Below are 13700 nucleotides of genomic sequence, written 5' to 3'. Positions count from 1 at the left end.
AGACTGCCCATGCGCATCCTGCAAGTCAGTGCCGAAATTTTTCCTCTGCTCAAAACCGGAGGGCTGGCTGACATTGCCGGTGCGCTCCCGGCGGCTTTGCATGAAGCCGGCTGCGATGTGCGGGTGCTGCTGCCTGGTTTTCCGGCCATCGTGGCGGGTTTGCGCAACCCCAGCCCGGTGGGCGCTTTTGTGATGCCGTGGGGCGAAATGGTGGAAGTTGTCTATGGCGACTTGCCGGCGCTCGCCCGCGGCGACATGCAGCAGGGCGCTTATGTGCTGATAGCGCCGGGCCTGTATGAGCGTCCGGGCAATCCGTATGAAGATGCCAACAAGCAGCCTTATGGCGACAACCACCGCCGTTTCGCGGCGCTAGGCCAAGCGGCGGCCCATCTCGCACATGGCATGGACAGCCTGTGGCGCGCCCAACTGGTGCACAGCCACGACTGGCACGCAGGTTTGGCCAGCGCCTACCTCAAGCTCTGGGCCGACCGCGGCGCCACGCGGGTACCTTCGGTATTTACCGTGCACAACCTGGCGTACCAAGGCGTATTTGGCCCTCAATACTTTGGCGACCTGGGCCTGCCGGGCGAAGCTTTTCACGTGCAGGGCATGGAGTTCCATGGCCAGCTCTCCTTCATGAAAGCCGGCTTGTTTTATGCCAGCCACATCACTACCGTGAGCCCCACCTATGCCCGCGAAATCCAGACGCCGGAGCAGGGCTGCGGGCTGGACGGCTTGCTGATGGCAAGGCGTGATGCCTTGAGCGGCATCCTGAATGCAGTGGATGACACAGTCTGGAATCCGACCAGCGACGCCTTGCTGGAACAAAATTTTGACGCCCGCCACATGGCAGGCAAAGCGATCAACAAGGCCATGCTGCAAGGCGCCATGGGCCTTGCCATTGAGCCGGATGCGCCGCTCTTCGCTGTGGTGAGCCGCCTCACCGAACAAAAAGGCCTGCCGCTGGTGCTGGCCGGGCTGGACGAAATTGTGTCCCGTGGTGGCCAATTGCTGGTGCTGGGCAGCGGCGACAGCTGGCTGGAACAGGCCTTTTCCGAGCGCGCCAAAACCCACGCCGGCCGCGTGGCCGTGAAACTGGGCTATGACGAATCCTTTGCCCACCGGGTATTCGCCGGAAGTGACGTGACCTTGGTGCCATCTCGCTTTGAGCCCTGTGGCCTGACCCAGATGTATGGCCTCAAATACGGCAGCCTGCCTTTGGTGCGTCGCGTAGGCGGCTTGGCAGACACGGTGGTGGACAGCGATCTCGAAACCCTGGAAGACCGCACCGCCACCGGCTTTGTATTTGATGCGTTTGACGAAACCGCCTACCGCAAAGCGGTGCGCCGCGCTTTTGCCCTTTACCACCGCAAGGCGGAATGGAACCGCGTACGCCAAACCGGCATGAAGCTTGCCTTCGACTGGGCTACCGCCGCCGGGCACTACACCCACCTTTACCAAAGGTTGATTCAAGAATGACCAACACCTCTTCCCTTACTACGAGTGCCCCTGTGACTTTTGAATTTGATGCGCCCGGGCGCGACCTCGAATCCCTGAAACGCTCCATCGCCAACAAACTCATGTTTGTGGTGGGCAAAGACCCGGAAGCCGCACGCCCTGAAGACTGGCTGCACGCCGCCGCCTATGCCGTGCGCGACCAGCTGGTCGAGCGCTGGATGACCACCACCCGCGCCCAGTACGCTCAGGACGCCAAGCGCGTGTACTACCTCAGCATGGAGTTTTTGATCGGCCGCACCTTCAGCAACGCCATGCTGGCCGTGGGTCTGCGCGAGCGGGTCAAGCAAGCCTTGGCGGACTTTGGGGTGGACATCGACGCGGTGACCGAGCTGGAGCCCGACGCTGCTTTGGGCAATGGTGGCTTGGGCCGCTTGGCCGCATGCTTTCTGGACTCCATGGCCACGCTGAATATTCCCGGCTTTGGCTACGGCATCCGCTATGACTACGGCATGTTCAAGCAAACGATCGTAGATGGCCGCCAGGTGGAAGTGCCGGACTACTGGCTCACCCACGGCAACCCTTGGGAGTTTCCGCGCCCTGAGGTGAACTACCGCGTGCAGTTCGGTGGCCATGTGGTGAAAGTGGGCGACGCCTACCAGTGGGTGGACAGCCACGACGTACAGGCCATGGCTTACGACACCATCATTCCCGGTTATGCCACCAAGGCCACCAACACCTTGCGTCTGTGGTCTGCCAAGGCTACCCAAGAGATTGATTTGGGCGCCTTCAACCGCGGCAACTACATGGCCGCGGTGGAAACCAAAAACCACTCCGAGAACGTGTCCCGCGTGCTCTACCCGGACGACTCCACGCCCTCCGGCCGCGAGCTGCGCTTGCACCAAGAATACTTCTTCTGCAGCGCCAGCGTGCAAGACCTGCTGCGCCGCTACTTGCGCACCCACGACAACTTTGAGCGCTTGCCCGACAAGGTCAGCATCCACCTGAACGATACCCACCCGGTGCTGGCCATCCCCGAGCTGATGCGCCTGCTGCTCGATGAGCACCACCTGCCTTGGGCCGACGCTTGGCGCCTGTGTCAGGGTGTGTTCAGCTACACCAACCACACCCTCATGCACGAGGCACTGGAGACCTGGCCGGTCGAGATGATGGGCCGCATCCTGCCGCGCCACCTGCAAATCATTTACGACATCAACGCCCAGTTTTTGCACCAGATATCGCTGCGCGGCGGCAGCCCCGAGCTGTTGCGCAAGGTCAGTTTGGTGGATGAAGCCGGCGAGCGCCGTGTGCGCATGGCCTACCTCGCGGTGGTGACCAGTCACTCGGTCAACGGCGTGTCGGCCTTGCACTCCGAGCTCATGAAGGAAAGCATCTTCTTCGACTTTGCCAATCTTTGGCCTGAGCGCTTCAACAACAAAACCAACGGCATCACCCCGCGCCGCTGGCTGGCGCAGGCCAACCCGGCCTTGTCGGCCGTGCTGGACAAGCAGGTCGGCACCGGTTGGCGCCGAGACCTGACCCAGCTGAGCGGCCTCAATGCGGTGCTGACCAGTCCCAAGGTGATCGAGGCCTTCCAGGGCGCAAAGCTCGCCAATAAGCAGCGCCTGGCGGCCTGGGTGCAGGCCAACATGGGCCTGACCATCCCGACCGATGCGCTCTACGACGTACAGGTGAAGCGCATTCACGAATACAAGCGCCAGCTACTCAATGTGTTGCATGTCATCACCCGCTACCTGCGCATCATCAACAATCCCGGCTCGGTGACGGTGCCCCGTGTCTTGGTGTTTGCGGGGAAGGCGGCGTCGGCCTACCACATGGCCAAGCAGATCATTCACCTGATCAACAGCGTGGCCAAGGTCGTCAACAACGACCCTCGCGTGGGCAACCTGCTCAAAGTGGTGTTCATCCCCAACTACAGCGTGAGCCTGGCCGAGCGCATCATCCCTGCGGCCGATTTATCGGAGCAAATCTCCACCGCCGGCACCGAGGCGTCCGGCACCGGCAACATGAAGTTCGCGCTGAACGGTGCGCTCACCATTGGCACGCTGGACGGCGCCAACGTCGAAATCCTGGAGAACGTGGGTGCCGACAACATCTTCATCTTCGGCCTGACCACGCCACAAGTGGCCGCCACCCGCGCCGCCGGCTACCAGCCACGCGCGATTGCCGAGGGCAATGCCGAGCTGACTGCGGTGTTGGAAGCCATCCGCGATGGCGTCTTCAGCCCGGACGAGCCCGGCCGCTTCCAGAGCATCTACGACCTGCTGGTGAACTGGGGCGACCACTACCTGCTGCTGGCCGACTACGCCGCTTACATCGCCGCGCAAGAGCAGGTGGACGTGGCCTACCAGAGCAAAGAGGCTTGGTCTGTTATGGCCCTGCGCAACGTGGCCGCCATGGGGCCGTTCTCCGCCGACCGCACGATCGGCGAATACGCTGACAAGATCTGGAAGAGCAAGCCGCTGGAGCTGGCTTCTTGATGAGTAATCAGAGGCAGATTTAAGTCAAATCTACCTCTAGCCCTTGTGGAATATGCGCAGGAAGCTATGAATTCAGGAGCGGTTTGATCCGGTCCCAGAACACGTAAGCGCCCAGTGCAGCGAGGTGTGCCCACACCGTCAGCCAATACATCGCCTGAAAACCGGGCTTGACGGTTTTGTGTCGAAACACCTGCTGTGCCAGTCGTGCAGCGGGCCAGCCACCGGCGAGTGCCAGCAAATGCAGAGTTTTTTCTTGAATGCGCCATTGGCGGGCCCGGGCAGCACGCTTGTCCAGCCAGTAAGCAAAAAAGGTGGCTACGTTCAGCGCAAGGGCAAGCCCCAAAACCAAGGGCGGCAGGCGGTGTTGGAAGATGCCCCAACCCAGCACTGCCGCCCAGAGAGCCGCCAGGGCGGCGGCAGTCAGCTGCTTCAACCCGCCAGCGCCACGTACACGTTTTGCACGTCGTCGTTTTCGTCGATGGCGGCCAGGAAGGCTTCCACTTCTTCCAGCGCTTCGGCGCTCAGGTTGGTGGGGTCGACAGGGTTTTTGGCTTTGTAGCCCAGCTTCATTGACAGCACGTTGAAGCCGAAGTTGGGCAGGGCGCGAGCGACCAGGTCTAGGTCGGCCGGGTCGGTGTAGAACACGGTGTTGCCTTCTTCATCACCGGCTTCAAAGTCTTGTGCACCGGCTTCGATAGCGGCCACTTCGGCATCGGAGTCGGCAGCGGTCGGGGCCGCTTCGATCATGCCCAGGTGGTTGAAATCCCAAGCCACCGAGCCACTGGTGCCCAGCTGGCCTTTGCGGAACAACACGCGCATTTCAGGGGCGGTGCGTTTCACGTTGTCGGTCAGGCACTCCACCATCACCGCTACCTGGTGCGGCGCAAAGCCTTCGTAGATAACGTGCTCGTAATTGATGACCTCGCCCGTCAGGCCGGCACCTTTTTTGATGGCACGCTCCAGCGTTTCTTTGGGCATGGAGACCTTGCGGGCCTGCTCGACCACCAAGCGCAGCTTGGCGTTGGCAGCGGGGTCCGCGCCGCCACGGGCGGCCACTGTAATTTCTTTCACCAGCTTGGTAAACAGCCGGCCCTTGGCATCGGCCACCAGGGCTTTGCCCTTTGCTTTCCATTGCGCGCCCATAGCGAGTCTTTCCTTGAGTTGTAAGGCGCGATTTTACTTGGGCACTTATGCCATCCTGATACCCGCGGTGATACGCTGCCTCACCATGACAAACAGCACCACGCTTACTCCCGATAATCGTACTGGCCGACATGCAGTTTGGCTCCTGGTGCTGCTGGCCGTGCCTACTGGCGTTGGCCTGTTGCTGGAAGCGCACATCACCGTCATGACCCAGTCCATGTTGTATGTGCTGGCCGTTGTGGTCGGCGCCTATGTGTTGCCAGCCGCTGCCTCCATCGCCTGCGCGGTGCTGGCGGTGGTGGGCTTGAATTTCTTTTTCGTGCCGCCGCGATGGACATTTGCTGTGGACAGCCAGGAACACTTGGTGGCGCTGGTCGTCATGATGGTGGTTGCACTGGTCATCAGTCAGCTCAGCCAGCGCCTGCGCCGCAACACGGCGCTCGCCCGTTTGCATGCCAAGCGTGCCGAACAGTTGCAAACCCTGGCCTCGCAGCTCGCGCTTTGCACTGACGCCGCTGCCGCAGCCCGCGCAGGCGCACAGCATGTAGCGCAGGCCTTTGACGGACCCACCGTGCTGGCTTTGCAATCTGAAGGGCAGCTGTCGGGAGTCGATGCCACTATCGAGATCACGCCCTCCATGCACGACGGTCTGCGTGCGGCCATGCGTGAAGCCGCAGCTCTGGGGCCCGGCACCGGCCGTTGGCCCGGCTTGAATGCCTGGTACCTGCCCTTGGGAAGCGGGCAGCAAATGCATGGGGCAGTCTGTGTGCAAAACATCGAGGCATCGGATGACGCAGGACGGGAGCATGCCCAAGCCCTGTGTGCTTTGATCGCCCAAGCCCTGGAGCGTTTGCGCTTGGGCAGCGAGATGGCCATGGCCGACGAGCGCAGCACCCGTCAGCAACTGCAAAACACCTTCCTGGCGGCCGTATCGCACGACTTGCGTACACCGCTCGCAGCCATGGTAGGCAATGCCAGTTCACTGCTCACCCAGCGCGACAAGATGACGACGGATGAGCAAGCCACCTTGCTGGACGGTATCGTGCTCTCGGCCACCCATTTGTCGCGCCTCACCGAAAACACCTTGCAGCTCGTGCAACTGGCCAACAGCGACCAGCCTCTGGCGCTGGATTGGGAATCGATGGAAGAGATTGCCGGTGCTTGTGTGGCGCGTCAGCGGCAGGCGGGTGGAGGAACACGCTTGCGCTTGCATTTGGCTGCGGGTCTCCCGCTGGTGCGGGTGAATGCCGTGTTGATAGCGCAGCTTCTGGACAACCTGTTGGATAACGCCCTGAAATACAGCGAAGACGCGGTGGACCTCAAAGTGCGCATGTGTAACGGCCACATGCAGATCCTGGTGCAGGACCGTGGCCCTGTGATTCCCAAAGAGTTGCAGACGCAAATCTTTGAACCTTATTCTCGCGGCGATCGGTCGGGAAAACAGGGCGCGGGCTTGGGTTTGGCGCTGTGCCGCGCTATTGCGCTGGCCCATGGCGGTCGCATCAGCCTGCGGGCCCGCCAGGCAGGCGGCAACAGCTTCCGGGTCTGTCTGCCCTTGTCGGCTGAGCCACCCTTGACACCCTCGGGAGACGCCCCATGAGCTTGCAAGTGCTGGTGGTGGAAGACGATCGCAGCATCCGCGAGATGATGCGCCACGCCTTGAGCCTGGAGGGTTTCACGGTGCGCACGGCGGTGTCGCTGAGCGAGGCCGGCTCCATGGTGGAGCACGCCACGCCTGACCTGATGTTGCTGGACTTGGGCCTGCCGGATGGCGATGGCGCGGCGCTGTTGCAGCGCGTCCGGCTGACGCACAACTTCCCGGTGCTGGTGGTATCAGCCCGACACCAGGAGGCGCAAAAAGTGCAGCTGCTGGATGCCGGGGCGGACGACTATCTGGTCAAACCCTTCAGCGTGGCAGAGCTGTTAGCCCGTATCCGCGTGGCGCTGCGCCATCGGGGCACCACCGTGGCCGCGGCGGTTACGCGCCACAACTTGGATGGGCTGGAGATCGATCTTGAAGCCCGCTCGGTGCACTTGGCAGGTGCGGAGCTGCACCTCACTCCCACCGAATTCAATCTCCTGGCCCGCCTGGTGCGCAGTGCGGGCAAAGTGGTGACCCACCGGCAACTGCTGCTGGATGTGTGGGGCGCTGAATTTGTGGACCACACCCACTACCTGCGGCTGTATATGGGTCAGTTGCGCGCCAAGCTGGAGCGCAACCCCGCTGAGCCCCGCCACCTGCTGACCGAAGTGGGCGTGGGCTACCGGCTGGCCACGGTGTAGCTCTCGCACTCGTTCCTTATGCGATCCTGATGCATTCAGGCGCACAGTGAGAGTCCTCACAACTCTCAAAGAATGTATGCGGAATGCAGAACATCATGGCGGCACTGCCGCGCTGACACTGGGCGCACTGGGTGTGGTGTACGGCGACATAGGCACCAGCCCGCTCTACACCGTCAAGGAAATCTTCGGACCCGCCACGGGCATCCCGCTGGATGCACAGCACCTCATAGGCGCGGTGTCGGTGGTGTTCTGGGGCCTCATGCTGGTGGTCTCTCTCAAGTACGTGCTACTCATACTGCGTGCGGACAACAACGGGGAGGGCGGCATCATGGCGCTCACCGCCCTGGCGGCCAAAGCGGCCGGTACCACGCCGCGCCGTCGCATCACGCTGCTGCTCATCGGGGTCATGGGGGCAGCCCTTTTCTATGGTGACAGTGTGCTGACGCCCGCCGTGTCGGTGTTGAGTGCGGTGGAGGGCTTGGAGGTGATTACCCCTGCGTTCAAGCCTTATGTGCTGCCTATTTGCACCGGTGTGTTGATCGCGCTGTTCGCATTCCAGCGATTCGGCACCTCGGCAGTAGGCAAATTTTTCGGACCGGTGATCGTGGTGTGGTTCGGCGTGTTGGCAGCGACGGGGGTGGCCCAGATTGCGCGGGAGCCAGCCATACTTGCGGCACTGAATCCTCTAAACGCAATCTCGTTTCTCGCGGCACAGGGTTGGCACCTCTTTGTGGCTCTGGGCGCCATTGTTCTTGCCTTCACCGGCGCCGAGGCGCTGTACGCCGATATGGGGCATTTCGGCAAGCGTCCTATCCAATGGGCGTGGACCGGCCTCGTGCTGCCGGCGCTGGCCATCCATTACATGGGCCAGGGCGCTTTGTTGATGCGTGACCCTTCGGCCCTGGAAAGTCCGTTTTTCCGCATGTTTCCTGAAGCCTGGCTGATTCCTGCCGTGGTTCTGGCGACGCTCGCAACGGTGATTGCTTCGCAAGCCGTGATTTCCGGTTGCTATTCCATGACCCGCCAGGCCATGCAGCTGGGGCTCTTGCCACGGATGCAGGTTATCAACACGTCTGCCAAAGAGGCTGGCCAGATCTACATGCCCGGGGTGAACTGGTTGCTGCTGGTGGCCGTATTGCTGGCAGTGTTCGGGTTCGGCAGCTCGTCGGCCATGGCCGCTGCTTATGGCATCGCAGTCACTGTGACCATGTTGATTACGACGGTGCTGACTTTCTTTGTGGTGCGTCAGGGCTGGCGTCTGCCCTTGCCGCTGGCGATCGCATCGACTGCCTTTTTCATCATCGTGGATGGCATGCTGGTGGTGGCTTGTTCGCTCAAGTTCTTTCAGGGCGGTTGGTTTCCCTTGGCCATGGGCGCGGCCATCTTCATGGTGATGGCCACATGGCGTCGCGGACGCGAACTCTTGCTGAGTTCCTTGCGCCAGGACGATCCTGAACTCTTGCCTTTTGTGCAGTCGCTAAGCCGTGACAGCATGCATCTGGTGCCCCGCACCGCCGTGTATGCCGTGGCCAACCCGGACACGGTGCCTCAAGCCTTGATGCACAACCTCAAGCACAACCAGGTGCTGCATGAGCGCAACATCATCCTGACGGTGGTCTTCCATGACGTGCCCTGGATTCCATTTGAAGAGCGCGTCAAGGTGCAGCCGCTGGTCAGTGGCTTCTGGCGGGTCGAAGTGCACTACGGTTTCAAAAACAACCCGGACATCCCGCAAGCGCTCGAGCTGTGCAAGGCGCATGGCATTGCCATCAACCTGTTTGAAACTTCGTACTTCTTGAGCCGGGAAATTGTGGTACCTACCAAGGGGCACGGCATGGCCTTGTGGCGCGAGCGCATGTTTGCCCTGATGTCACGCAATGCCGGCAATGCAGCGGACTTCTTCCGCCTGCCCGACAACTGCGTGGTGGAGCTCGGAACCCGGGTGCAGATCTAAGGGCAGGGGTTAGGGGCGGGCGGTGGGGCCTTGCAGCGCAGGCTTGGTGGCGCTGCGCCACTGTGCAAAGCGCTGCTCCACCTGGGTGTGAAACAGGTAGCTCACACCCAAGGCCACAAACCAGCTGCCGGCGATGAAGAAGAGGGCGGCGTCGCCATCTTCCCAACCCAGCTCGGCCCACGCAGCATTGGCCAGCAAGAGCACCGCGTAGTGCACCAGAAACAGCGCATACGAGGTGCGGCTCATCAGGTCCACCGCATAGTCCAGGGTGCGGGGCAGGCGCAGCTGCCAGCTACCGAAGCTGGCCAACACGGCAGACACGCTGATGGCCAGAGCCATGCGCTCGCGAAAGTTCACCGCCAGCGAGGTCAAGCCCGCGCTCAGCGCCACGGCATACAAGGTGATGGCCAGTACACCGTGGCGGGCCCGCAGGCCAGCCCACCAGGCCAGCGCACCCAGGCCGTAGGCGCCGAAAAAGTAGAGTGCCCACACATCCCAGCTGGCATCGGTGTTGAACCAGGTGATGGAGGCGATGCACAGCACAGCGACCAGACCCATGCTCAACCAGCGCTTGCCGCGGCTGACCCAGATCAGCAGGGCAAGTGCTGCGTAGAGCTGGAAGTCAATCGCCACGTACCACACGCCGGCGGAGAGGGACTCCACATCCAGCACGCTATGCAGCAGGCTGGCATGGGCCAGAAACTGGGGAATCGTGGGGGCGGCGGGCACCACGTCCGTTTCTAAAAAAGGGCGCGCTACGGCGGCACACAGCACTGTGAGCACCAGGGCAACTACAAAAGGGAAGGCCAGCCGCACATAGCGCTGCCACAAGCCGCTCAACAAAGCGCCAGCGGGGCGGCGGGTGAGGGCAAAGTTTTTGGCAGCGAGGTAACCGGCAACCACCAAAAACACCTGCACGGCGATACGGGCGTTGTCATAAAGCCAGGCCATGACATCGGGCAGGGCGTCCGACGCGGCTTCAGACAAAGGTCCGTAAGCAGAGAAGTGGTGCAGCACGATGCACTGGGCTGCAACGACTTTGAGGATATCGATCAGGCGGAACGCAGGGCGTGCGGGCAGGCGGGCAACGGTCATCACATCAAGCAAAAAAGGCCCCGCCGGCCTTTTTATGCCAGCGTGAACAAGGGTATGTCTTTGGAGGTGGCAAGCGCATCAAGCTGCTTGCGGGTTTTGCCGGCCACAAAGGTGGCGATGGCGGCGTGCGTTGCGGGGGTCAACATCGCGCGAGGGTCTGATTGTCGCAGACCTGCAGCCTCTGCCAGCGCCCGGGCAAAGTGCGGCTCCAGCGCGGCCAGCGCCACCCGCCCGTCTTTGCAGGGGTAGACGCGGTAACCCGCATGGCTGCCCCCCACGGCAGAGCCGGGCAGGGTGAGGCCCCAGGCGCGGGGCAGCGCCAGGTAGCCGGCCGCCTCGGACAGGGCGACTTCCAGGTACACGCCTTTGCCTTTTTGCTGCTGGTGCATGCGGGTTTGCAGCACGGCTTCGCTGGCCATGAGCGAGCCACCCATGTCGGCGTACAGGGTGGGCGGCAAGTCCAGCCCGGTGACGAGGTCGTTTTCAGCCAGGTAGGTGAGGTCGTGGCCGGGCTCTTCGGCCCGCACGCCCGGCGCGCCGACGATGGCGACCATGGAGAGCTGCGGATGCTGTTTGCGCAGCGTCTTCCACTCCAGCCCCAGTTTGTGCAGGGCGCTGGGCCGGAAGGAGGTGAGCAACACATCGGCTTTGGCCAGCTCCTTGTGCAGGGCTTGCTGGCCCTTGGCGGTTTTGAGGTCGGCGGCCAGCACGCGCATGCCGCGGTGCATCTCGTCATAGGCCTTGCGGTTGTACAGGCCCATGGGGTCGCCCGAAGCACCGGCGGGTGCGCCGGCAGGGGCAGGGGGCTCCAGCTTGACGCAGGTGGCACCCATGTCGCGGCAGCGCATCAGCGCAGCAGGCCCCGGCAGGTTGAGCGCCAGGCTCAGGATGCGGGTGCCCTTGAGCGGGCGGATGGCTTTGGGGGCAGCGGCGGTGGCAATGGATTTGGACATGGTTTTGCTATCAAAAAAGAAGCTACTCGCGCACATTCTGCCTGCGCTAGAGGCTTATTTGTTATGCAAGTGTCGCCAACTGGACGGCCCAGGCCTTGAGCCACTCCACGGCATCGTCCTCGGGCTGCACGGTTTCCATGGCGTCGAGCACGCAGATATCGCCGATGCGGCGCGCACCCAAGTCTTGCAGCTTGGCGTCGAACTGCTTGCCGCCGCCCAGAAAGCTATCGCCATAGCTGCTGTCACCCAAAGCGACCAAGCCATAGCGCACATGGCCGAGGTATTTGGCTTCGGCATCCAGGCTGTGAAGCAGGCCGGCTGCGTTGGGCGGCACATCGCCCACTCCGGTGGTGGAGGTGCAGATGATGAACGCACCGGGGGTATCCAGCGCGGTGATGGTGAACCCGTCCATGGGCAGGACATCGATGGTGGCGCCGATGTCGTCTGCGCAGAATTGCAAGGCTTGGGCGACGCTGCTGGCGTTGCCGTTGACGGTGCCGACAAGAATAGTGATTTGCATAAGGAAGTTGGGGGCGTGAATGGCGCTTGGCGGGGATGATAGGGGCAATAATGGCGGCCTCTCCCGGCAACGGGATTCCCGTCTTTTGCAGGTGCCCCGTGACCCAAGCCCCCCATCCCCAACTCGGATTTGCATTTCTGGCCGAGTTGCCCACCCTCGACTTGGAGCCCCCCAAGCGCGCCAACCGTAGCGCCAAGGCGCCCAAAGCCGCGAAATCTGCCGTGGCAGCTCCATCTGCCCCCGCCCCCATGGATGCAGAAGCCATGGCCCGCGCGCTGGAGGCCCACCCTGACTACAAGGTGCAACGCAGGCTCCAGCCTTGCCTGGATTGGCCCGGCACGGCGCAGGGTGGGGTCACGACCATTCTGGTGCTGGATACCGAAACCACCGGCCTGGACCAGGCCAAAGAAAAAATCATTGAACTCGCACTCTTGCGGGTGGATGTGGACAACGCCACCGGTCTGCCGGTAGGGCCGGTGCAGGTGTACGACGGCCTGGAAGACCCCGGCAAGCCCATTCCTCCTGAGGTGGTGGCTATTACCGGCATTCGGGATGCCGATGTACAGGGCCAGGCCTTGGACGAGGCGCGGGTGGCAGAGCTGATGCAGGGTGTGGACGTTGTGATTGCCCACAACGCCGGGTTTGACCGCCCGTTTGTGGAGGGGCGTTTGCCCGCGTTTGCGCAACTGCCATGGGCCTGCTCGTTTGCGGATCTGGACTGGAAAGCCATGGGCCGCAGCTCTGCCAAGCTGGAGAGCCTAGCGCAAGAGCTGGGCGTGTTTTACGACGCCCACCGCGCCGAAATGGATTGCCACGCGCTGCTGGCCGTGCTCGCTGCCCCCTTGCCGCAGGCGGTGGCTGGCACGTCGGCCACCGGCCTGGGCCGGGTGCTTCATGCAGCCCGTAACCCCAGCTACCGCGTGAGCGCGACGAATGCGCCATTTGAGGCCAAAGACCTGCTCAAAGCCCGTGGCTACCGTTGGAATGCCGACCAGCGTGTCTGGGCGACCCGTTTGAATGACGATGCGGCTTTGCATTCCGAGTTCGACTGGCTGCGCCAGCAGGTCTACAACGGCCGCCATGCGGCGGTGCAGGTCGAGAAGCTGGATGCGCTGACCAAGTACTCCAGTCGCAGCGGGCAGACCTCGCACCAGCAGCTGTAAACCGGCGATTGCAAGGAACATTCCAATGCCTTACAAACTGCTCAGTGTGCAAACCGGTGTCGCCCGCAAGGCGCAGATTCAGGGGCGCAGCATTCTCACGGCCATCTACAAAACGCCGGTGACCAGCCCTGTGCCGGTGATGCCGCTGGGTTTGGCGGGTGATGAGCAGGCGGATTTGTCGGTCCACGGGGGCTTGGACAAGGCGGTGTATGCCTACCCGTCCGAGCATTACCCCTTCTGGCAAGACGCGCGGGAACAGGCGGGGGTTGCCGGTGTGGATGATCAACTCCCCTTCGGGTCCATGGGGGAAAACCTGACACTGGCCGGCCTGCTGGAGCACGATGTGTGGGTGGGCGATGTGCTGCGCTTTGCGCACTGCGCTCTGCGGGTGGTGCAGCCCCGGGAGCCCTGCTACAAATTCAACGCCGCCATGGGCTTCAACACCGCAGTCAAAGCCATGGCGCTGAGTGGGCGTTGTGGTTTTTATCTGGCGGTGGACGCGCCCGGAAGCATTGCGGCCGGCGAGTCATTCACCTTGGAGCCCGGGCCACGCCAAATGGGTATTCCGGAGCTGTTCAAAGCCAAGCTGTTCAAGCACCTGCGCTGAGGTGCTTTGGCTTCACACCTCTGGGG

12 protein-coding genes are annotated in these 13700 nt (G+C 62.5%); 7 read left to right on the top strand and 5 right to left on the bottom strand.

All coding sequences use genetic code 11. The features are described 5' to 3' along the window. Positions 1-9: 9 nt before the first annotated feature. Together glgA and FDM28_RS12575 are read left to right on the top strand one after the other, a co-directional pair. On the top strand, positions 10-1479 hold the full coding sequence (gene glgA / locus FDM28_RS12580; protein WP_138515588.1) for a glycogen synthase GlgA: 1470 nt from the start codon (positions 10-12) through the stop codon (positions 1477-1479). Beyond that, the gene (locus FDM28_RS12575; RefSeq protein WP_138515586.1) at positions 1476-3956 is read left to right on the top strand and encodes a glycogen/starch/alpha-glucan phosphorylase; all 2481 of its coding nucleotides are present in this window, start codon (positions 1476-1478) and stop codon (positions 3954-3956) included. Before glgA ends, FDM28_RS12575 begins: the two co-directional genes overlap by 4 nt. Positions 3957-4020: 64 nt before the next feature. On the opposite strand, the gene FDM28_RS12570 is transcribed toward FDM28_RS12575, so the two are convergent. Together FDM28_RS12570 and FDM28_RS12565 are read right to left on the bottom strand one after the other, a co-directional pair. Next, on the bottom strand, positions 4021-4389 hold the full coding sequence (locus tag FDM28_RS12570; protein ID WP_138515584.1) for a DUF1294 domain-containing protein: 369 nt from the start codon (positions 4387-4389) through the stop codon (positions 4021-4023). Then, positions 4386-5099, bottom strand: coding sequence for a YebC/PmpR family DNA-binding transcriptional regulator (locus FDM28_RS12565; protein WP_138515582.1), 714 nt, complete (start codon positions 5097-5099; stop codon positions 4386-4388). Before FDM28_RS12565 ends, FDM28_RS12570 begins: the two co-directional genes overlap by 4 nt. An 85-nt stretch (positions 5100-5184) precedes the next feature. Between FDM28_RS12565 and FDM28_RS12560 the strand changes: the two genes are divergently transcribed. The 3 genes from FDM28_RS12560 (at position 5185) to FDM28_RS12550 (ending at position 9336) form a co-directional block, all read left to right on the top strand. Continuing rightward, entirely contained in the window at positions 5185-6699 is a 1515-nt protein-coding gene (locus FDM28_RS12560; protein WP_138515580.1) for an ATP-binding protein, read from the top strand. Beyond that, positions 6696-7382: a response regulator gene (locus FDM28_RS12555; RefSeq protein WP_138515578.1), complete on the top strand. Its 687-nt coding sequence runs from the start codon at positions 6696-6698 to the stop codon at positions 7380-7382. Before FDM28_RS12560 ends, FDM28_RS12555 begins: the two co-directional genes overlap by 4 nt. A gap of 76 nt (positions 7383-7458) precedes the next feature. Beyond that, the gene (locus FDM28_RS12550) at positions 7459-9336 is read left to right on the top strand and encodes a potassium transporter Kup (RefSeq protein WP_138515576.1); all 1878 of its coding nucleotides are present in this window, start codon (positions 7459-7461) and stop codon (positions 9334-9336) included. A gap of 9 nt (positions 9337-9345) precedes the next feature. On the opposite strand, the gene FDM28_RS12545 is transcribed toward FDM28_RS12550, so the two are convergent. The 3 genes from FDM28_RS12545 to FDM28_RS12535 form a co-directional block, all read right to left on the bottom strand. Beyond that, entirely contained in the window at positions 9346-10431 is a 1086-nt protein-coding gene (locus FDM28_RS12545) for an acyltransferase family protein (protein ID WP_138515574.1), read from the bottom strand. A gap of 32 nt (positions 10432-10463) precedes the next feature. Then, entirely contained in the window at positions 10464-11384 is a 921-nt protein-coding gene (locus FDM28_RS12540) for a CoA transferase (RefSeq protein WP_138515572.1), read from the bottom strand. A gap of 61 nt (positions 11385-11445) precedes the next feature. Next, positions 11446-11904: a flavodoxin domain-containing protein gene (locus FDM28_RS12535; RefSeq protein WP_170211744.1), complete on the bottom strand. Its 459-nt coding sequence runs from the start codon at positions 11902-11904 to the stop codon at positions 11446-11448. A 98-nt stretch (positions 11905-12002) separates the two neighbouring features. Here FDM28_RS12535 and FDM28_RS12530 point away from each other — a divergent pair, with 98 nt between their 5' ends. After that, the gene (locus FDM28_RS12530) at positions 12003-13067 is read left to right on the top strand and encodes a 3'-5' exonuclease (RefSeq protein ID WP_240791996.1); all 1065 of its coding nucleotides are present in this window, start codon (positions 12003-12005) and stop codon (positions 13065-13067) included. Between the two features lie 25 nt (positions 13068-13092). Then, positions 13093-13674, top strand: coding sequence for an MOSC domain-containing protein (locus tag FDM28_RS12525; protein WP_138515568.1), 582 nt, complete (start codon positions 13093-13095; stop codon positions 13672-13674). Positions 13675-13700: the final 26 nt, after the last annotated feature.

Source organism: Rhodoferax bucti (assembly GCF_005876985.1).
In the GTDB taxonomy this organism is placed as follows: Bacteria; Pseudomonadota; Gammaproteobacteria; order Burkholderiales; family Burkholderiaceae_C; genus Allorhodoferax; species Allorhodoferax bucti.
This window is presented reverse-complemented; position numbering and strand designations above follow the sequence as displayed.

Bases quoted from the DNA above. Each gene is read 5' to 3' on its own strand.
- glgA (WP_138515588.1), top strand. From the start codon at position 10: ATGCGCATCCTGCAAGTCAGTGCCGAAATTTTTCCTCTGCTCAAAACC.
- FDM28_RS12575 (WP_138515586.1), top strand. From the start codon at position 1,476: ATGACCAACACCTCTTCCCTTACTACGAGTGCCCCTGTGACTTTTGAA.
- FDM28_RS12565 (WP_138515582.1), bottom strand. From the start codon at position 5,099: ATGGGCGCGCAATGGAAAGCAAAGGGCAAAGCCCTGGTGGCCGATGCC.
- FDM28_RS12560 (WP_138515580.1), top strand. From the start codon at position 5,185: ATGACAAACAGCACCACGCTTACTCCCGATAATCGTACTGGCCGACAT.
- FDM28_RS12555 (WP_138515578.1), top strand. From the start codon at position 6,696: ATGAGCTTGCAAGTGCTGGTGGTGGAAGACGATCGCAGCATCCGCGAG.
- FDM28_RS12550 (WP_138515576.1), top strand. From the start codon at position 7,459: ATGCGGAATGCAGAACATCATGGCGGCACTGCCGCGCTGACACTGGGC.
- FDM28_RS12545 (WP_138515574.1), bottom strand. From the start codon at position 10,431: ATGACCGTTGCCCGCCTGCCCGCACGCCCTGCGTTCCGCCTGATCGAT.
- FDM28_RS12540 (WP_138515572.1), bottom strand. From the start codon at position 11,384: ATGTCCAAATCCATTGCCACCGCCGCTGCCCCCAAAGCCATCCGCCCG.
- FDM28_RS12535 (WP_170211744.1), bottom strand. From the start codon at position 11,904: ATGCAAATCACTATTCTTGTCGGCACCGTCAACGGCAACGCCAGCAGC.
- FDM28_RS12525 (WP_138515568.1), top strand. From the start codon at position 13,093: ATGCCTTACAAACTGCTCAGTGTGCAAACCGGTGTCGCCCGCAAGGCG.